The organism is Variovorax atrisoli, assembly GCF_014195185.1.
GTDB lineage: Bacteria > Pseudomonadota > Gammaproteobacteria > Burkholderiales > Burkholderiaceae_C > Variovorax > Variovorax atrisoli.
Map to the genome: position 1 here is coordinate 296,092 of NZ_JACIBG010000002.1, position 19,004 is coordinate 315,095.

The 19,004-nt window shown below is 69.7% G+C and carries 14 protein-coding genes and 1 pseudogene; 8 read left to right on the plus strand and 7 right to left on the minus strand.

All coding sequences use genetic code 11. The annotated features are described in order from the left end of the window. Positions 1-90 precede the first annotated feature (90 nt). The 4 genes from FHY06_RS08350 to FHY06_RS08365 form a co-directional block, all read right to left on the minus strand. Entirely contained in the window at positions 91-930 is an 840-nt protein-coding gene (locus tag FHY06_RS08350; protein WP_019654359.1) for an ABC transporter permease, read from the minus strand. 139 nt (positions 931-1,069) lie between these two features. Then, positions 1,070-2,011 (minus strand): ABC transporter permease, encoded by a 942-nt coding sequence (locus FHY06_RS08355; protein WP_126182888.1) that lies wholly within the window; start codon positions 2,009-2,011, stop codon positions 1,070-1,072. An 11-nt stretch (positions 2,012-2,022) separates the two neighbouring features. After that, the gene (locus FHY06_RS08360; protein ID WP_184604433.1) at positions 2,023-3,291 is read right to left on the minus strand and encodes a lactonase family protein; all 1,269 of its coding nucleotides are present in this window, start codon (positions 3,289-3,291) and stop codon (positions 2,023-2,025) included. 20 nt (positions 3,292-3,311) lie between these two features. Beyond that, complete coding sequence (locus FHY06_RS08365; RefSeq protein ID WP_184604436.1) at positions 3,312-4,886, minus strand: ABC transporter substrate-binding protein; 1,575 nt, start codon at positions 4,884-4,886, stop codon at positions 3,312-3,314. Positions 4,887-5,100: 214 nt separating this feature from the next. On the opposite strand from FHY06_RS08365, the gene FHY06_RS08370 reads away from it, so the two are divergent. Next, complete coding sequence (locus FHY06_RS08370) at positions 5,101-5,490, plus strand: RidA family protein (protein WP_019654363.1); 390 nt, start codon at positions 5,101-5,103, stop codon at positions 5,488-5,490. A 91-nt stretch (positions 5,491-5,581) separates the two neighbouring features. Here FHY06_RS08370 and FHY06_RS08375 read toward each other — a convergent pair whose 3' ends face one another. Further along, entirely contained in the window at positions 5,582-6,211 is a 630-nt protein-coding gene (locus FHY06_RS08375; RefSeq protein ID WP_409327442.1) for an ATP-dependent Clp protease proteolytic subunit, read from the minus strand. Positions 6,212-6,314: 103 nt separating this feature from the next. Between FHY06_RS08375 and FHY06_RS08380 the strand changes: the two genes are divergently transcribed. Next, complete coding sequence (locus tag FHY06_RS08380; protein WP_184604439.1) at positions 6,315-7,082, plus strand: sigma-70 family RNA polymerase sigma factor; 768 nt, start codon at positions 6,315-6,317, stop codon at positions 7,080-7,082. Positions 7,083-7,214: 132 nt separating this feature from the next. On the opposite strand, the gene lolD is transcribed toward FHY06_RS08380, so the two are convergent. Both lolD and FHY06_RS08390 read right to left on the minus strand, forming a co-directional pair. Next, on the minus strand, positions 7,215-7,976 hold the full coding sequence (lolD, locus tag FHY06_RS08385) for a lipoprotein-releasing ABC transporter ATP-binding protein LolD (protein WP_260310163.1): 762 nt from the start codon (positions 7,974-7,976) through the stop codon (positions 7,215-7,217). Beyond that, on the minus strand, positions 7,969-9,225 hold the full coding sequence (locus FHY06_RS08390; protein WP_184604441.1) for a lipoprotein-releasing ABC transporter permease subunit: 1,257 nt from the start codon (positions 9,223-9,225) through the stop codon (positions 7,969-7,971). The genes lolD and FHY06_RS08390 overlap by 8 nt, the downstream gene beginning before the upstream one ends. Before the next feature lie 55 nt (positions 9,226-9,280). On the opposite strand from FHY06_RS08390, the gene FHY06_RS08395 reads away from it, so the two are divergent. From FHY06_RS08395 to FHY06_RS08420, 6 genes and pseudogenes are all read left to right on the plus strand, one after another. After that, positions 9,281-10,249, plus strand: a complete 969-nt coding sequence (locus tag FHY06_RS08395) for a hypothetical protein (RefSeq protein ID WP_184604444.1) — start codon at positions 9,281-9,283, stop codon at positions 10,247-10,249. Then, positions 10,246-12,057, plus strand: a complete 1,812-nt coding sequence (gene recJ / locus FHY06_RS08400; RefSeq protein WP_126182699.1) for a single-stranded-DNA-specific exonuclease RecJ — start codon at positions 10,246-10,248, stop codon at positions 12,055-12,057. Before FHY06_RS08395 ends, recJ begins: the two co-directional genes overlap by 4 nt. A 15-nt stretch (positions 12,058-12,072) precedes the next feature. Next, a pseudogene (locus FHY06_RS08405) lies at positions 12,073-12,207 on the plus strand (SDR family NAD(P)-dependent oxidoreductase); the annotation flags it as partial. 136 nt (positions 12,208-12,343) lie between these two features. Next, a complete protein-coding gene (locus FHY06_RS08410) occupies positions 12,344-13,480 on the plus strand; it encodes a sensor domain-containing diguanylate cyclase (RefSeq protein ID WP_184604451.1) in 1,137 nt (378 codons plus the stop codon). Between the two features lie 185 nt (positions 13,481-13,665). Then, a complete protein-coding gene (locus FHY06_RS08415; protein ID WP_019654372.1) occupies positions 13,666-17,838 on the plus strand; it encodes a WGR and DUF4132 domain-containing protein in 4,173 nt (1,390 codons plus the stop codon). A gap of 8 nt (positions 17,839-17,846) precedes the next feature. After that, positions 17,847-18,986 (plus strand): ATP-binding protein, encoded by a 1,140-nt coding sequence (locus FHY06_RS08420; RefSeq protein WP_184604454.1) that lies wholly within the window; start codon positions 17,847-17,849, stop codon positions 18,984-18,986. Positions 18,987-19,004 lie beyond the last annotated feature (18 nt).

Here is a 19,004-nt window from a genome sequence, read left to right on the forward strand (position 1 = left end):
ACCGCAGAGCCGGCTTTGCCGGGCCGCAGGCATCGCCCCCGGCGAAGGGGTCGACGGCCACACGCAGTGAGCAAGCCTGGGGGAGTGCTTTCATGCCGTCTTTTTCAGCTTGGGGTCGAGCAGGTCGCGCACGCCGTCGCCGAGCAGTTGCAGAGACAGCGCCGTGAAGATGATCGCGAGCCCCGGGAACAGCACCACCCAGAAGGCCTGGTGCGCGTACTGTTGGCTGCCCGCGACCATCGTGCCCCAGGTCGGGATCTCGGGCGGCACGCCCACGCCGAGGAACGAGAGCCCTGCCTCGGCCAGGATGGCGTAGGCGAAGATGAACGACACCTGCACCAGGATCGGCGACATCAGGTTCGGCAGGATGTGCCGCCACAGGATGCGCGAGGTGCGCACGCCCAGCGCGCGCACCGCTTCCACGAAGAGCAGTTCGCGCACCACCAGCGTGGAGGCCCGCACCACCCGCGCCACGCGCGGCGTGTAGACCAGCACCAGCGCCAGCACCGTGTTGACCAGCGAGGGCCCGAGGATGGCCACCAGCGCGATGGCCAGCAGGATGTCGGGGAAGGACATCATCGCGTCGACCACGCGCATCAGCGGCGCATCGAGACGGCGGAAGAAGCCCGCCATCAGGCCCAGCACGGTGCCAGCAATCACGGCGCCCAGCGCGGTGAGCGCGGCGATGGCCAGCGAGTAGCGCGCGCCATGCACGATGCGCGAATAGAGGTCGCGGCCGAGTTCGTCGGTGCCGAGCAGGTGCTCGGCGCTCGGCGCCTTCAGGCGTTCGAGCACCGCCGTGTCGTTGGGGTCGATGGAAGCGAACAGCGGCGCGCCGATCGCGAGCACCGCGATCACCAGCAGCACCAGCGCGGACACCATCACGATGCGTCTGTGCATCAGCTGGCGGAGCATTCGGGGCATTTGCATCAGATACCTCCAGCCACAGCAAGACAACGGGTCGAGCAACCGATTCCAGAAATACCGCGGAACCGGCTCTGCCGCGCCGCTGGTATTGCCCCCTGCAAGGGGGTTGGAGGCCACACGAAGTGGGCAAGCCTGGGGGTATTCATACTTTGACGCGCGGGTCGACCACCGCGTACAGCAGGTCGATGGAGAAATTGATGAGCACGTAGATCGCCGCAATGACGAGCAGCGCCCCCTGGATCACCGGATAGTCGCGCCGCAGCACCGCGCTGACCACGAGGTTGCCCACGCCCGGCAGGCCGAAGACGGTCTCGGTGATGACGGCGCCGCCGATCATCAGCGCGATCGTGAGGCCGATCACCGTGACGATGGGCACCAGCGCATTGCGCAGCGCGTGCTTGAGCACCACGGTGCCCTCGCTCAGGCCCTTGGAACGCGCGGTGCGCACGTAGTCCTCGCCGAGCACGTCGAGCATCGAGGCGCGGGTGAAGCGGATGATGAGCGCCGAGTTCAGCAGGCCCAGCACGGCGGCCGGCAGCACCAGCGCATGCAGGCGCTCGGCGAAGGGCGCATCGGGCGCGCCGTAGCCGGACACCGGGAACCAGCCCAGCGACACGGCGAAGATCTGGATCAGCACGATGCCGAGCCAGAAGCTCGGGATGCTGGCACCCAGCATCGCGATGCCGGTGAAGAGCTGGTCGACCGCGCGCCCCCGGAACACCGCCGACACGATGCCGCACGGCACGCCGATCAGCGCCGCGATGGCCACCGCCATCAAAGCGAGCAGCGCGGTGGGCTCGGAGCGCTCCCACAGCGCCTGCGTCACGGGGCGCTGCAGGAAGATCGACTGGCCCAGGTTGCCCTGCAGCACCTCGCGCAGCCAGTAGCCGAACTGCACGGGCAGCGGCTTGTCGAGGCCGTATTCCTTCTGCACGCGGGCGATGTCGGCCGCGGTGGCCTGGTCGCCCAGCAGCACCGAGACCGGGTCGCCCGACGCGGCGCGCGTGAGCACGAAGACCAGCACCGCCACGATGGCGAGCACGACCAGCATGCCCGCGACGCGAGAGGCGATGTAGCGGAACAGCGATTTCTTCATCACGCTGAAAACTCGAGGGCCGCAGCGGAACCGACCGCGATGTACTGCCCGGTGAACTGGATGTCGCCGCCCTTCACGCGGAAGACCGTCACGTTGTCGCCCTGCTTGTTGTGGCACACGTAGAGGAACCTGCCGCTGGGGTCGAGCGTGCAGCTGCGCGGGTAGTTGCCGCGCGACCATTCCTCTCGCACCAGCGAGGGCGCGCCGGTGCGGGCGTCGACCCTGAAGATCGAGATCGAGTCATGCAGCCGGTTGAGCGACACGAAGTGCTGGCCGTCGGGCAGCATGCGGATGCCCGATGCGTAGCTCGTGCCCTTGAAGCCCTTGGGCAGCGCCGAGGTCTCGCTCACCAGCGTGAGCACGCCGGTGGCGTCGTCATAGCGCATGAAGGCGATGGTCGAGGCCTCCTCGTTCACCAGGTAGAGCCACTTGCCGTTCGGGTGGAACACGAAGTGGCGCGCGCCGGAGCTTTCGGACACGGTCACGGTGCTCGGCTGGCTCAGCACGCCGGTGGCGCGGTTGAAGCGGTAGGAGATGAGGCGGTCGAGCCCCAGGTCGGCCACGAGCACGAAGTTGCCCTTCGGGTCGGCATGCACCATGTGCGCGTGCGGGCCGTCGTGGTCGCTGGTGGCGAAGCCTTCGTGCGAGCGCGCGGCCTGCGGCACCACGTCGGCGCCGGGCTTGCAGGGCGTGCCGGCGCCGCAGGCTTCCGCGTCCTTGTAGACGACGGCTGCGACGGCGGGATCGGGCGTGCCGTCGGCGCGCAGCGCGAGCACGCTGACGTCGCCGCTCGCATAGTTGGCGGTGAAGAGAAAGCGGCCGTCGGGGTGCACGCTGATGTAGGCCGGGTCCTTGCCGCCGCAGGGCGTCTCGGAGACGAAGCTCAGCGCGCCGTCTGCACCGATACGAAAAGCCGAGACCGAGCCGGCCTCGAACTCGTTGGCCGCATAGAGCATCGGCAGCTTCGGGTGGCGCGCGAGCGAGGCGGGGTTGCGCAGCTTCGCGCCCTCTCCCGTGCCTGCCACGGCCGCCGGTGCGCCGGGAATGGGCTTGAGCGCGCCGGTGGCGCTGTCGAGCACGAACTGGTGCACGCCCTGTCCGCGGCCGCCGCGCCACGGCTTGCCGCCGTCGCTGTAGGTGCCGACGTAGGCGTAGACCGGGCCCTGGGCGGCAGCCCGGGCGGCGAAGGCAAGGGAAGGTTCGAGGCCCAGAGCCCCGAGGCCGGAGGCCAGTGCGCTGGCTTGCAGGAGTTGGCGACGCGACGGCATGGCTGTGTGTCTCCGCCTTCTTACTTGATCTTCGCGTTCCAGAAGAACGGCCAGGTCGCGGGCTGGTAGTTGTCCAGCGCCGGGCTCTTGGCCGAGAGGCCGTTGAACTTGCCGACGTTGATGTACGGCACCTCGTCGTACACCACCTGCTGCACCTTGCCCCACAGCGCGCCGCGCCTGGCGGGGTCGCTCTCGACGTTGAAGGCCTGCAGCGCCGACTTCTTGGCAGGCGTTTCCCACCAGCCGGGCGCGCCGTCGCCGAGCTGCGGCGGCGAGAGCATGGGCTCGGGGAACTGCCCCGAGTGGGTGACGTAGATGTCCCACAGCTTGGCGTCGTTGCGCCGCTGCACCAGCGTGGCCCAGTCGACCACGTTGAGGTCGACCTTGAAGCCGGCGCGCTTGAGCTGCTCGGCCATCAGCAGCGCCATGTTGTAGTGGAAGTCGTACTGGCGGCTGGTGAGCACGCGGATCGGCTCGCCCTTGTAGCCGGCCTTGGCGGCGGCTTCCTTGGCCTTGGCGGCGTTGCGCTGGTTGTACTGGTCGGCGCCCGCGGTCGAATAGAAGGGCGAGCCCTTCGGGAAGTGGTTGGGCTCGGCGGTGAAGAAGCGCGTGTCGCCGAAGCCGGCGGCGAGCATCTCGCCTTCGCCCAGCGCGGTCTGGATCGCCTGGCGCACAGGCTGGCTGGCGGCCACGCCTTCCTTGGTGTTGAGCACGAGGTACGGGAAGCCGAACGAGGGCGTCATGATCGGCACGGTCTTGCCGCCCGACTTCTCCAGCCGCGGCAGCGCTTCCACCGGCAGCAGGTCGGCGAAGTCGTACTGGCCGGCCAGCGCACCCTCGACGCGGGTGCTGGCGTTGGGCACGGGCACGAAGCGCAGCTCCTCGATGGCCGCCTCGCGCTTGCCGCCGTAGCCGCTGGCGGCTTCCTTGCGCGGGCTGTACTTGTCGAAGCGGGTGAGCAGCACGAACTGGTCGGGGCGGCGCTCCTTGAACTTGTAGGGGCCTGTGCCCACGAACTCCTTCAGCGGCGAGGCGATGGAGTCCTTGGCCATGATGGCGGCCATGCCGCTGGGCAGCGCGAGCTGCGACAGCAGCGGCGCGTAGGGTTCCTTCAGCACGATCTCCACCGCCAGCGGGCCCTTGGCCTTGAGGCTGTCGATTTCCTTGCCCACGGCCTTGCCGCGCGGCGACTGGTCCATCCAGCGCTGCAGGCTGGCCACCACGTCGTCGGCCGTGAGCTCGCGGCCGCTGTGCAGCATCACGCCCTTGCGCAGGGTGATGGCGTAGGTCTTGCCGTCGGCCGAGATCTTCGGCATGCCCTCGGCCAGCATCGGCACCACGTTCCACTTGGCGTCGAAGGTGTAGAGCGTCTCGTACACGTGCTGCATGATGGTTCCGACCAGGTCTGCGGTGGAAGCCATCGGGTCGAGCGTCTGCGGCTCCGCCACCATCGCCAGCGTGGCGAAATTGCGCGGCCCCTGGGCATGGACGCTCTGGTGGGGCAGCGCGGCGCACAGCACCGCGAGCAGGGAGGCACCCAGCAGGCTGCGCTTGGACAGCATGGGCAGGCGCTGGACGGGACCGACGTGGGGCATGGGGAACTCCTTCATGGGGCGGACTGATTTGTGAAAGAAATTTTCTCTCTGGCCCGGACTTTGAAGCAGTATCCATGCCAAATCATCCGTGTTAACCCTCGTTCGGACGATTTTTTTGAAATAGATTTTCAAATCGGAGGGATACTCGCGGCTGGCTCCAGCCCTTGTTTCCTTGTTCCTTCCCTTCTTCCTTCAACACTACTCAGGAGTACCCATGCCCCTCGAATACCTCGGCGCCCCTCCCCTTGCCTCCGACCGCCAGGTCCGCCCCTTCTCCCCGGCCGTGCGCGCCGGCGACTTCATCTACGTCTCGGGCCAGGTGCCCGTGAACAAGGACGGCGAGATCGTGGTGGGCGGCATCGAGGCGCAGACGCGCCAGGTGATGGAGAACATCAAGTCCGTGCTCGCGCTGGCCGGCGCCACCCTCGACGACGTCTGCAAGAGCACCTGCTGGCTGCAGGACGCGCGCGACTTTGGTGCCTTCAACCGCATCTACATGAGCTATTTCGGTGAGAACAAGCCGGCCCGCTCGACCACCGAGGCCCGCCTGATGGTCGATGCGCGGGTGGAGATCGACGTGGTGGCCTACAAGCCCAAGGCCTGAGAAAGCGGGATCGGACAGCCGGACGCGAAGAGCGCGAAAGTAAGACCCGGAAAATTCTTCCGGATTCGCTTTTGCGTCCGGTCTTCCGCCTTCAGCCGTGCAATTCGGTCTTGCGCTGGATGATCCGCGAGACCAGCCCGTACTCCACCGCCTCCTCGGCCGAGAGCCAGCGGTCGCGCTCGATGTCGGCCAGCACCACGTCGATGGGCTTGCCGGTCTCGCGAGCGATCTCGTGCGCGATGCGCTGGCGGGCCTTGATGATTTCCTGGGCCTGGATGGCGATGTCGGTCGCCTGGCCGCCCGCGCCGCCGCTGGGCTGGTGGATCAGGAAGCGCGTGTTGGGCAGGCACACGCGGCGCTCGCGCGGTGCCGCCAGGAACAGGTGCGTGGCCGCGCTGCCCACCCAGCCGGTGCCGATCATGTTCACCGGCGCGCTGATGAAACGCACGATGTCGTGGATGGCATCGCCCGACTCCAGGTGCCCGCCGGGCGAGCTCACGAGGATGTCGATGGGCTTCGCGGCGCTGTCGGCGTCCAGCGCGATGAGCCGGCGCGTCACGTCGGCGGCCACCGAATCGGTGATGGCGCCGAAGATCAGCAGCGTGCGCGACTTGAACGCCTTTTCTTCCAGGTAGGAGTTGCGCGGCTCGGCCGTGGCGGCGGGCTTGGTGTCGTCTTCGTCGGATCCCATCGAGAACATGGGCATGGTGGGTTGCTGCATGAAGAAAGCTCCTGTGGTTGGACTGTCTTGACGAACAAGCCCACAGTTTCGTGACATTGCGCGGGCATTGCACGGGCTTTGCGCACCATGGCAAGCTGTGCGGATGCTCGACGAACACTACCTCTCGCAATTCCCGGCACTGCGCGGCCGGCTGGTCCGCGCGGCCGCGCGCATGCTCGGCGGCCCGGCCGATGCCGAGGACGTGGTGCAAGAGAGCTACCTGCGCGCGCTGGAAGCCGGCGAAGGGCCCGGGCCCGAATCGATGCAGGCCTGGCTGACGACCGTGATGCAGCACCTGGCGATCGACCGGCTGCGTCGCGACGGCTGGATGCAGCGCTGGCTGAAGGATGCCGAGGGGCTCGCATCCGAGGCGCCTTCGGCGGAGAGCGAGGCGGCGCAGGCCGAATCCATCGATCAGGCCTTGCGCCTTGTCGCCGCGAAGCTATCGCCGGCCGACGGCGCAGCGGTGCTGCTGCGCGAAGTCTTCGAAGCCAGCTTCAGGGAAATCGCCGAGGCCGCCGGCAGGACCGAGGCGGCCTGCAGGCAGCAGCTGCATCGCGCACTGCTGCGGCTGCGCGAGGAAAAGAGCCGGGATGAAGCCGGCTCCTCGGACACGGTCTTCCATGTCTACCGGCAGGCGCTGCAGGACTGCGATGCGCGCGTGTTGTTCGCGATGCTGCGGCAGCCGCCTGCGCGGGCCTTGTCGATGTCGGCGAGCGCGGCCGGTGAAACACCGCGCACCGTCTGCCAGGTGATGCAGATGGGCGGCCGGCTTGGACTCGTGCTCACGCTGGGAGGCAAGGTGCTGTGTGTCTTGCCGCTCGATGCAAGGCAGACGGACGAAGAGGCCGAAGCAGCCCTGTCGTATTAGCCCCTTCCCCCTCTGGGGGAAGGTTGGGATGGGGGCAAGCTGCGGTTGTTCGGCGCAGTGCTTTGTTGAACGCCGCCGTGCCCCCACCCCTGCCCTCCCCCAGCGGGGGAGGGAGAAAGACAAAGGCCGGTATCAACCCGCCAATCGCCCCGCCACCAGCTGCAGCACCCGGTCGCAGCGCTTCGCCAGGTCCTGGTCGTGCGTCACCATCACGAAGGCGGTGCCGTGCCGGCGTGCGAGGTCGAGCATCAGTTCGAAGACGGTGTCGGCGGTGCTTCGGTCGAGGTTGCCGGTGGGCTCGTCGGCCAATACGCAGGCCGGCTGCGTGACCAGAGCGCGCGCGATCGCCACGCGCTGGCGCTCGCCGCCCGAGAGTTCGGCCGGGCGGTGGTGCAGGCGCTGGCCAAGGCCCACGCTCTCGAGGATCTTCGCGGCCGACTGCGCGGCGGCCTGCTTCTCGACGCGGCGGATCTTCAGTGGCATGGCCACGTTGTCCAGCGCGCTGAACTCGGGCAGCAGGTGGTGAAACTGGTAGACGAAGCCCAGGTGCTGATTGCGCAGCCGCCCCTGCTCGGCCGGATCGGCGTGGGCGATGTCCTTGCCCAGCAGCTCGACCTTGCCGGTGGTGGGCTCGTCGAGCCCGCCCATCAGGTGCAGCAGCGTGCTCTTGCCGGAGCCGGAGGCGCCGACGATGGCCAGCGTCTCGCCAGCGTGCACGTCGAGGTCGATGCCGTGCAGCACGGTCAGGTCGAGCCTGCCCTCGTGGAACCGCTTGGTCAGTCCACGGGCTTTCAGAACAACATCATTGGCGCCGGGCCGCCCCAAGCCAATGGCGGCCCCCTCGGGGGGCAGCGAGGACACGACAGTGCCGAGCGTGGGGGTCATTTCACTCATAACGCAGGGCTTCGGCGGGGTTCACGCGGCTGGCGCGCCAGCTCGGATACAGCGTGGCGACGAAGGCCAGCACCAGGGAAATGATCGCGATGGGCACGATGTCGCTTTGCTGCGGATCGCTGGGCATCTTGCTGATCAGGTAGATGTCCTTCGGCAGGAAGCTCGCATGGAACAGCTGCTCCAGGAAGGGCACGATCACGTCGATGTTGTAGGCGATGCCCAGGCCCAGCAGCAGGCCGGCCACGGTGCCGATCACGCCGACCATCGCACCCTGCACCACGAAGATGCCCATGATGCTGCGCGGCGAGCTGCCCAGCGTGCGCAGGATGGCGATGTCGGCACGCTTGTCGGTCACGGTCATCACGAGCGTGGAGACCAGGTTGAAGGCCGCGACCGCCACGATCAGCGTGAGGATGATGAACATCATGCGTTTCTCGACCTGCACCGCCGCGAACCAGGTCTTGTTCTGGCGCGTCCAGTCGCGGATGAGGAACTCGCCCGGCAGGCTCACGGCCAGCTGGTCGGCCACCTCGCGCGCCTCGTTGAGGTTCTTGAGCTTCAGGCGGATGCCGGTGGGGCCTTCGAGGCGGAACACCTTGGCGGCGTCCTGCTCGTGCACCATGGCCAGCGCGGAGTCGTATTCGTAGTGGCCCGAGTCGAAGGTGCCGACCACGGTGAACTGCTTGAGCCGAGGCACCACGCCCGCCGGCGTGACCTGCCCGCCCGGCGCCACCAGCGTGACCTGGTCGCCCGGCTGCACGAAGAGCGAGCGCGCGAGTTCCGCGCCGAGCACGATGCCGAACTGGCCCGGCACGAGCTTGTCGAAGGTGCCGCGCGAGGCGATGCCGTTGATGTCGGTGACCTCGGGCTCGAGCTTGGGGTCGATGCCGCGCACCAGCGTGCCCTTCATGTCCTCGCCGCGCGCGATGAGCGCCTGCGTGTTGATGAAGGGCGCCGCGCCGACCACCTCGGGGTGCTTGCGCGCCGCCGCCATGATCTGGTCGAGCTGCTGCAGCGCCTGCCCGTCGCGCGAGAAGATCTCGACGTGCGACACCACGCCGAGCATGCGGTCGCGCACTTCCTTCTGGAAGCCGTTCATCACACTGAGCACAATGATCAGCGCCGCCACGCCCAGCGCGATGCCGAGCATCGAGACACCGGAGATGAAGGAGATGAAGCCGTTGCGCCGCGTCGCCCGGCCTGCACGCGTGTAGCGCCAGCCGAGCTGCAGTTCATAAGGAAGTCGCATAGGGTCGGAATTGTGGCATTCCGGGCAAACCTGGGGCTTCCCGGACAATAGGGGGATGGCCGAAACCTCCCCACGCCAATTGCTGATCCCTTTCGCCGGCCGCGGTTCCCCGTCATGCCGCGCGGCCCTCTCCACGCTCAGGCTCCCCAATCTCGAAAACCTGCTCTCGCGGCTCACCCTCGCGGAGACCGACTCGCAGGACGAAAGCACGCGCTCGCCTCCGCATGAACGCGCGCTGGCGCAGGCGCTGGGCATCTCCGCGCCCGACGGCTGCATTCCCTGGGCCGCGCTCGAGGCGCGCCGGCTGGGCATCGCCGCACCGGGCGACACCGAGGGCTGGGGCACCGTCACGCTGTGCAACTGGCAGGTCGGCATCGACGACGTGGTGCTGGGCGATCCGGCCTCCATCGAGATCGACGCCGGCGAGTCGGCCGCGCTGCTGGAAGCCGCCCGCCCCTTCTTCGAGGAGGACGGCATCGCACTGCATGCCTCGCCCGTGCCCGGCCGCTGGCTGGCGCGCGCGGGCATCTTCGACGGGCTGGCCACCGCCTCCATCGACCGCGCCGTGGGCTACCCCGTCTCGCAGTGGTCGCCGCTGGCCGATGCCGCGCGGCCGCTGCGCCGGCTGCAGAACGAGATGCAGATGCTGCTGTACACCCAGCGCGTGAACGACGACCGCGCCGCGCGCGGCGTGCCGCCCATCAACTCCTTCTGGCTCGCCGGCACCGGCGCGCTGATGAACGCAGCGGCAGCAACCGCCGTCGCACCGGCCGCCGACGACTCTCTGCGCACCGCCGCGCTGCGCGACGACGGCATCGGCTGGACCGAGGCCTGGCAGGCGCTCGATGCCGGCCCCGTCGCCGCGCTGCTGGCCGAGTACACGCGCGGCGCGAACGACGTGTCGCTCACGCTGTGCGGCGACCGCGCCTCACAGCGCTACACCGTGCAGCCGCGCGGCCTGGCGCGCTGGGCGAAGAGCCTGTTCGAACGCAAGCGTGCGGCCGGCATACTGGAGGCGCTATGAAAATCATAGCCAGGGACATTCCCCCGCGCACCGTCTGGGCGCTGGAGCAGGCCGGCGTTCATCCGCTGCTGGCGCGGCTGTTCGCGGCGCGCGGCGTGCGTGCCAAGGAAGAACTGGACGACGGCCTCGCGCTGCTGCTGCCACCCGACACCCTGCACGGCACCCGCGAAGCCGCCGCGCTGCTGGCCGACGCCATCGCGCAGGACAAGCGCCTGTGCATCGTCGCCGACTACGACTGCGACGGCGCCACCGCCTGCGCGGTCGGCGTGCGCGGCCTGCGCCTGCTGGGCGCGAAGAACGTGAGCTACCTCGTGCCCGACCGCGTGGTCGACGGCTACGGCCTCACGCCGCCCATCGCCGAGCGCGTGGCCGCGAGCGGCGCCGACATGCTCATCACCGTCGACAACGGCATCGCCAGCGTCGAGGGCGTGGCCGCTGCCAAGGCGCGCGGCCTGCAGGTGCTGGTGACCGACCACCACCTGCCCGGGCCCGAGCTGCCCGCGGCCGACGTGCTGGTCAACCCCAACCAGCCCTGCTGCGGCTTCGAGAGCAAGAGCATCGCCGGCGTCGGCGTGATGTTCTACGTGCTGCTCGCGCTGCGCTCCGAGCTGCGCCGGCGCGGCGTGTTCGACACGCCTGCGCCCGCCGCCGGGCCGCCCCAAGGCGGGCCAGCCTCCCCCTCGGGGAGTGGCGAAGCACACGAAGTGGCAAGCCGGGGGGCAGGCAAACCCCAGCCCAAGCTCGATGCGCTGCTGCCGCTCGTCGCACTGGGCACGGTCGCCGACGTGGTTCGGCTCGATGCCAACAACCGCCGCCTCGTGGCGCAGGGCCTGCGCCGCATCCGCGCGGGAAGCATGCCTGCCGGTGTCGCGGCGCTGTTCAAGGCGGCGGGGCGCAACGCGTCCATCGCCACCACCTTCGACTTCGGCTTCGCGCTCGGCCCGCGCATCAACGCCGCGGGCCGGCTTTCGGACATGACGCTGGGCATCGAATGCCTGCTGACCGACGACGCCGGCCGCGCCGAGGAACTCGCGCGCATGCTCGACGGCATCAACCGCGAGCGGCGCGACATCGAGGGCGGGATGCGCGACCAGGCGCTGCTGCTGGCCGAATCGCTGTTCGCCGCCGATGGCGACGGCATCGAGGCGCCGCCGCCGGCCATCAGCGTGTTCGACGCGGGCTTCCATGAAGGCGTGGTCGGCATCGTGGCCTCGCGCATCAAGGACCGCTTCCACCGCCCCACCTTCGTCTTCGCCGCGAGCGGCGCGCCGGGCAAGGAGCAGGAGCTGAAAGGCTCGGGCCGCTCGATCCCGGGCTTCCACCTGCGCGACGCGCTCGACCTCGTGGCCAAGCGCCATCCGGGCGTGCTGCTGCGCTTCGGCGGCCACGCGATGGCGGCGGGCTGCACCGTCGCGCGCGAGCACTTCGAGACCTTCGAGAAGGGATTCGCGCAGGTCGCGCGCGAGCTGCTGGCCGAATCCGCGCTCACGCGCCAGATCGAGACCGACGGTCCCATCGCACGCGAGTACATGCGTATCGACCTCGTCGACACGCTGCATCGCGAGGTGTGGGGCCAGGGCTTCGCGCCGCCCACCTTCAGCGAGGAGGTTGAAGTGGTGTCGCAGCGGCTGGTGGGCGAGAAGCACCTGTCGCTCAAGCTCAGGCACCAGGGCCAGCCCATCGACGCGATGTGGTTCAGCCACACCGAGCCGCTGCCGCCGAAGGTCAAGCTGGCGTTCCGGCTCGACGCCGACGAGTGGCAGGGGGTGCGGCGGCTGCGCTTCCTGGTGGAAGGCGCGGAGTTCTAGCGGAAGGTCCGGCGCTTCCAGCCGGACAGCTTCCAGGCTGTCTACAACGGCAGCAAGGCCTTCATCGACTCGTTCGCGATGGCGCCGCGCAACGAGCTCAAGGGCACGGGCGTGTCGGTCACCTGCCCGATGCCCGGCGTGACCCGCACCCGATTACCGCAGGCGTGAGAACGGCCGCGGGGCCAGCTACGATCGGCGACCTCCTTCCCGAAGCCGACCGGATGCCGCCCAGCCTTCGCCCCGTCTCAGCCAACCTTCACCTTCACCCCCGCCCATGCAGGCCGGCATGAGTCTTGGCGTGCTCGCCGGCCTGATGGTCTGCGGCCTGGTGCTGCTGCTGGTGTCCGGCAGCGCCCGCATGCATGCCTGGTACGTGCTGGCCTGTGGCTTCGCGCTCGCGGGCTTCGCACTGCTGGATCGCTTTTCGCCCGATGGGCCGCGAGCTCATTGGGCCGCACTCCTGCTGATGCTCTGGGCCGGATGCCGCCTGGAGTTCTCGCGGCAATTGCTGCGGCTGCCGAAGTTCACGCCGCGCCTGGACCGCGTCGCGCTGGGCTTTCTCGCCGCGCTGGCGCTGGCCGCTCTCTATTGCGCCATCGAGGCCCGCCTGCCCTGGCTGCTGCGCGTGCTGCAGGTGCTGGTTGCGGCTTCCACCGTGACGCTCGTCGCAGGCGCCATCTCAGTGCGCCGCCGCGCGCCGTGGCCTGCGCTGCTCTTCTGCGTGGGCGCGGCGCTGCTGCTGGCGGGCGTCTCGGCGGCGCATCTTCCGGCCTGGGGCGTGGCGCCCTGGACACCGGGCCATGCAAGCCTCGCGCAGGCCGCGGTCATCGCAGAGCTCGCGCTGCTCGCGGTGGCCGCCGCCATGCGCATCCGCGAAGAAAGAGCCGTCGAGGCGCACGCTCAATCGCTCCTGGCGGCGCCGGGCATCGACGCGCTCACCGGTGCGGCCAGCGAGGCCGGCTTCGAGCTGCGCGGCGAGGAATGGCTGCGCGAGGACCGCAGCTTCTCGCTGATGCTGATCGGACTGAACGATTTCGACGCGGTGTACGAACGCCATGGCCAGACAGGCGGCGATGCGGTGCTGGCAGCCATCGCCCATCGCCTGCGCGAGCAGCTGCGCGCCGACGACATGGTGGCGCGACTCGGCGCCGACAGCTTCGCGATCCTGCTGGTCGGCGTGCCGCCGCGGCAGAAGCTCGCGGAGATGGCGATCCGCATCGAGACCGCCGGTGCGCGGCCCGTGGCCTATGAAGGCCGGCTGCTCGCGGGCGGCGAACTCAGCATGGGCATCGCCAGCCATCCCGGCGACGGCGACACGCTCGGCAGCCTGCTCGAAGCGGCCGAGCGCGCGCTGGCGCACTGCAAGCGGCAGCGCATGGGACCGGCCTACGCCTTCGCGAGCGAGCTCGGGCGCACCGCCTGAATGATTTCTTCGTAATCCTCGCGCGCCTGCTGGCGCCTTGAACGAAATCTTCCTGCCGACGAAGGCCCCGCAAGGGTCTGGCCTTCACGCCGGCCCCTTATCCTCGGCGGCGACCCGGCGGAAGGAACGACCCGCAGCGCGATCGCCGACCGCTCTTCATCGATTCACAGGAGGACGTCTTTTTCATGCGCCGTTTTGAACTGATCGAAGGAACCGCCAGCAAATTCTGGGAGATCGAACAGGCAGACACCGAACTCAACATCCGCTGGGGCCGCATCGGCACCGCGGGCCAGAGCCAGACCAAGTCGTTCGCCGACGCCACCAAGGCCGCGGCCGCGCTGACCAAGCTGGTGAACGAGAAGACCGGCAAGGGCTACGGCGAAGTCGGCGTGGACTCCGGTGCTGCCATCGGCAAGACCGAGGCGAAGCCGAAGGCCGAGGCGGCGACACCCAAGACGGAAGCGAGCGCACCGGCATCCGCGGCGACGGCCGAAGCGGCGCCGGCGACGCAGGAAACCGCAGCTCCCACCGAAAGCATCGACACGCAGGCCGACCGCGCCTTCGAGGCGGTGCGCGCGCAGCTCGAAGCCGACCAGCTCAAGCCCACCGACGCGCTGTCGGCCGCGATGCTCAAGCGCCAGCACGGCGTGAGCGAACAGGCCGCTGCGCTGGCCTTCAAGCGCCTCAAGGACCAGGGCCTGCTCTCCGGCTGGGGCACCACCGCCACGCCGGGCAAGCACGCCCAGAAGATCGCACGCCAGCTCGGCGCCGAGGCTGCGACCGGCGCCGCCGATGCAGCAGTCGTGCTGCCCTCCGCTTCCGATGCGGCCGGCAGCGCCGACACGCCGCCGTGGCTGGCCGCCGGCACGCCGATCCGCTTCACGCCCGAGATGCGGCGGGAGGCCTTCGCGTCGCGTCGCTTCCCGCAACCGGTGGAGAACCGCAGCACGACGGCCGCGTGGTACCTCGCGCAGCGCAAGCTCGAAGCTTCGATCGACCTCGACGGCACCGACGCCGCGCTGCGCCCCGCCGCGCAGCGCATGCTCGATCGCTTGGGCGCGCAGGCCGCCAGCACAGCGCCGGGCGCGGATACCGAGGCCGACGCGCTGATGCTCGCGCTGGCGCTCGGCACCTCGGGCTACTACGGCGAAAGCGAGCCGGCCGAGGCCATCGTCGACTACCTGGTCGCGCAGTACGGCCTGGTCGATGCCGTCGGCGTGCTGCTCGACGCGCAGCGCGTGCAGGTCGAGACCGACTACAACCACGGCACCAAGAGCCGCAAGAGCCGCTTCACGAGCAGCGTAACCCGCCCGATGAGCAACGGCTGGCGCGGCCCGCTGGGCCAGGGCGAGCAGGCCGTGCGGCGCCACCTGGCCGCGGCACCGCAGGAGGCGTGGCAGCAAGCCCGCGACCGGATCGAGACGGCCCTGCCGCAGCTGCATGCGAGCCGCCGCCCGATCATCGCGATGCTGCTGCCCGATGCGCCCGAAATCTCCAACGCGCTGGCGCACTCCCTCGCGGCCGAGAAGGACACGCCCGAGACACTGCACTGGCTGACGCTCACCGCCACCGAGCCCGCGGCGATCGCGCTTGCCGCGAAGACGCGCGTGGGCTACTCCACCGGCTTCTGGGGCCACGACAACATGGTCGCCACGCTGATCCAGGAACGCGGCATCGATGCCGTCGAAGGCCTGGAGCGCGGCGCCGCCAGCGACGAGGCCGGCGACGGGCTCGCGGCCATCGGCACGCCCGAGGCGGTGCAGGCGCTCGCGCGCGTGGCCGGCAGCTCCAAGGCGGCGCTCGCGCGCTTCTCGCTCTCGGTCGACCGCTGGCCGCAGGCGGCGCTGGTGGCGCTGTCGCGGCTGGTCGCCGCCGGCGGCAAGGACGCCAATCTCGTCACGCCCAGCCTCACGCGCCTGCTGCGCGCGCACGCGGGCCTGGTCGACGGCCTTCGGCCCTGGCTCGACGCCGGCGCGCAGGCCGTCATCGACCGCCAGCTCGCGCTGCTGGCCGGCCCTGCCGAGGTGGCCGGCGCCGACGAGCTTCCCGGCGTGCTGGCCTCGCCGCCATGGCTGGCGAAGGTGCAGAAGAAGGCGGCCGGCGCGCTGGCGCTGGAGCCGCTGGCGCTCGCGCCCGTCGAGCGCTGGGACGAGGCGGCGCGCGCGAACGCGCTGAGCGCCAACTCGTGGCAGCAGAGCCGCCACGCGAGCGCGCGACAGGACGTGCGCGTGCTGCTCGACGAGCTGGGCTTCGACCGCAGCAAGAAGCAGCTGCACCCGATGAACGAAGCCGCCGTCGCCGCAGTCGCTGCCGGCGATGCCGATGCGCTGATCGCCGCATGGCGCGCGATGGTGGTCGAGCGCAAGAAGGAGCGCTACTACTGGTTCCGCTTCCAGTCGACCTACGCGGCAATGTTGCCGGCCGCCGTGGGCGTGCCTTTCTGGAACGCGATCGCCGGCGAGGCCGAGGACTACGGCATCGGCCACATCCTCGCGACGCACGGCCTGGCGGTGCTGCCGGGGCTGCTGTCGATGGTGCGCGCCAAGCCGGGCGAGAACCTCTCGTTCGCGCTCTACTACGGCACGCCCGAACTCGCGCTGCCCGCCGCGCGCGCCTTCGCCAAGCTCAAGACGCTGCGCGCCACGGGCCGCGAGTGGCTGCTCAAGTTCCCCGAGCACGCCGCCTGCGGGTTGATCGCGCCCGCGCTGGGCAAGGCCGGCGAGGCGCGCGACTGCGCCGGCTCGGCGCTGCGCCTGCTGCAGGCCAACGGCCACGAGGCGCTGCTGCTCGAAGTCGCCGGCCGCTACGGCAGGCCCGAGGTGGTGGAGGCGCTGCGCGCCGTGCTCGACGAGAGCCCGCTCGACCGCTTTCCCACCAAGCGCGCGAAGCTGCCCGAGTTCTGGCAGCCGCGCGGCTGGCGCCGCCCTGTGCTGAAGAACGGCAAGGCGCTGCCCGACGACGCGCTGGAGCACCTGGGCCAGATGCTCACCTTCCCGACCAACGAAGAGGTCTACGGAGGCATCGCCGTGGTCAAGGAAGCCTGCGACGCCGCCTCGCTCGCCGACTTCGCTTGGGACGCCTTCACCGCATGGCTGGAGGCCAGCGGCCCGAGCAAGGAAGGCTGGGCCCTCACCAGCCTGGGCCACCTGGGCAACGACGACACCGCGCGCAAGCTCACGCCCTTCATCCGCGCCTGGCCCGGCGAGGCTTCGCACGCGCGCGCCGTCACCGGCCTCGACGTACTCGCCAACATCGGCAGCGACGTGGCGCTGATGCTGCTCAACGGCATCGCGCAGAAGGTCAAGTTCAAGGGCCTGCAGGACAAGGCGCGCGAGAAGATCGACGCCATCGCCGAGGCGCGCGGCCTGAGCACCGAGGAGCTCGAGGACCGGCTCGCGCCCGACCTCGGCCTCGACGAGCAGGGCACCATGCGGCTGGACTTCGGCCCTCGCGCCTTCAAGGTGGGCTTCGACGAGACGCTCAAGCCCTACGTGCGCGAGATCGGCGCCGACGGCGTGGCCGGCGCGCGCCTGCCCGACCTGCCGAAGCCCAAGAAGACCGACGACGCCGAGCTGGGCAAGGAAGCCGTCGAGCGCTTCAAGCTGCTCAAGAAGGACGCGCGCACCATCGCCAGCCAGCAGCTGCTGCGCCTCGAAGTCGCGATGTGCACCCGCCGCCGCTGGACGCCCGAGGTGTTCCGCACCTTCCTGGTCGAGCATCCGCTGGTGCGCCACCTGGTGCAGCGCCTGATCTGGGGCGTGTACGAGGTGGCCGGCGGCGGCAGCTACGGCGGCACGCTCAAGGCCTGCTTCCGCGTGGCCGAGGACGGCAGCTGCACCACGGCCGAGGACGACGCTTTCGAGCTGCCCACGGGCGAGAACATCCGCATCGGCGTGCCGCACGCGCTCGAACTGCCGCCCGCCGATGCCGCGGCCTTCGGCCAGGTGTTCGCCGACTACGAGTTGCTGCAGCCCTTCGCGCAGATCGGCCGCGACGTCTACACGCTGACCGAGGAAGAAAAGGGCAGCAACAAGCTCGAACGCTGGAAGAAGGCCAAGGTGCCCACCGGCCGCGTGCTCGGCCTGGTCAACAAGGGCTGGCGCCGCGGCGAGGCGCAGGACGGCGGCGGCATCTGGTACTTCACCAAGCCGCTGGGCACCGACCGCGTGATCGAGCTGTACCTCGACCCGGGCATCATCGTCGGCATGGTCGACGAGTACCCCGAACAGGAACTCGGCGAAGTGCAGGTCGGCAAGCCTTCGGGCTGGGGCAACATGCAGAACGCGGAGACGCTGAACCAGCTCGATCCGATCTCGGCGAGCGAACTCATTCGTGACATGGAAGGCCTTCGCGCCTGAACGACCAGATGGCCACCGCAAGCAAGACATCCAAGGACACCACCCCCGCCGCGCTGCAGCGCCCGCCGGCGGAAATCCTCTACGCCGACCAGCTCGCCCGCCTGCGCGCGAAGGACAAGGACCCGCACCCGCCGGGCTGGGCGCTGAGCCTGAAGGCCGCGCGCTCGTTCATCCTGGGCGACGCGGCGCTCGACATCGCGCCGAAGATCGTCGCGCCCGTGGCCAGCATCGAGCGCATGCTGGTCACGCTGGCCACCGGGCGCGGGCTGATGCTGGTGGGCGAGCCGGGCACCGCGAAGTCGATGCTGTCGGAGCTGCTGGCCACGGCCATCTCGGGCATCTCGACGCTCACCATCCAGGGCGGCGCATCGATCACCGAGGACCAGATCAAGTACGGCTGGAACTACGCGCTGCTCATCAACGAGGGACCGAGCCCGCGCGCGATGGTGCCGGCGCCGCTGTACACGGGCATGCAGCAGGGCCAGGTGGTGCGTTTCGAGGAAATCACCCGCGCGCCGCTCGAAGTGCAGGACTGCCTGCTGGGCATGCTCTCCGACCGCGTGATGGCGGTGCCCGAGCTCTCGGGCGAGCACGGCATGCTCTATGCGCGCGAGGGCTTCAACATCATCGCCACCGCCAACACGCGCGACCGCGGCGTGAACGAGATGAGCGCGGCGCTCAAGCGCCGCTTCGACTTCGAGACCGTGTTCCCCATCCTCGACTTCGACCGCGAGCTGGCGCTGGTACAGGAATCGTCGGCGCGGCTGCTCGCGCAGAGCGGCATCCCGAAGACGGTGCCCGAGCCCGTGCTGGAGCTGCTGGTGTCGACCTTCCGCGACCTGCGCGGAGCGCCCGCGAAGGGCGATGGCGGCGGCAGCAGCAGCGGCGACGGGGCCATGGACCGGCTCACCGCCGTGATGTCGACCGCGGAAGCCGTGAACGTGGCCCACGCGGTGGGCGTGCGCGCGTGGTTCCTCGAACAGCGCGAAGGCTCGCCCGCGGACCTGGTCGATTGCATCGCCGGCACGGTGGTCAAGGACAACGCGGACGACCGCGCGAAGCTGCGGCGCTACTTCGAGCAGAAGGCGGCCAAGCGCAGCGGGACGCACTGGCGCGCCTACTACGAGGCTCGCCACAGACTGCCGTGATATGAGCAAACCCCCAGG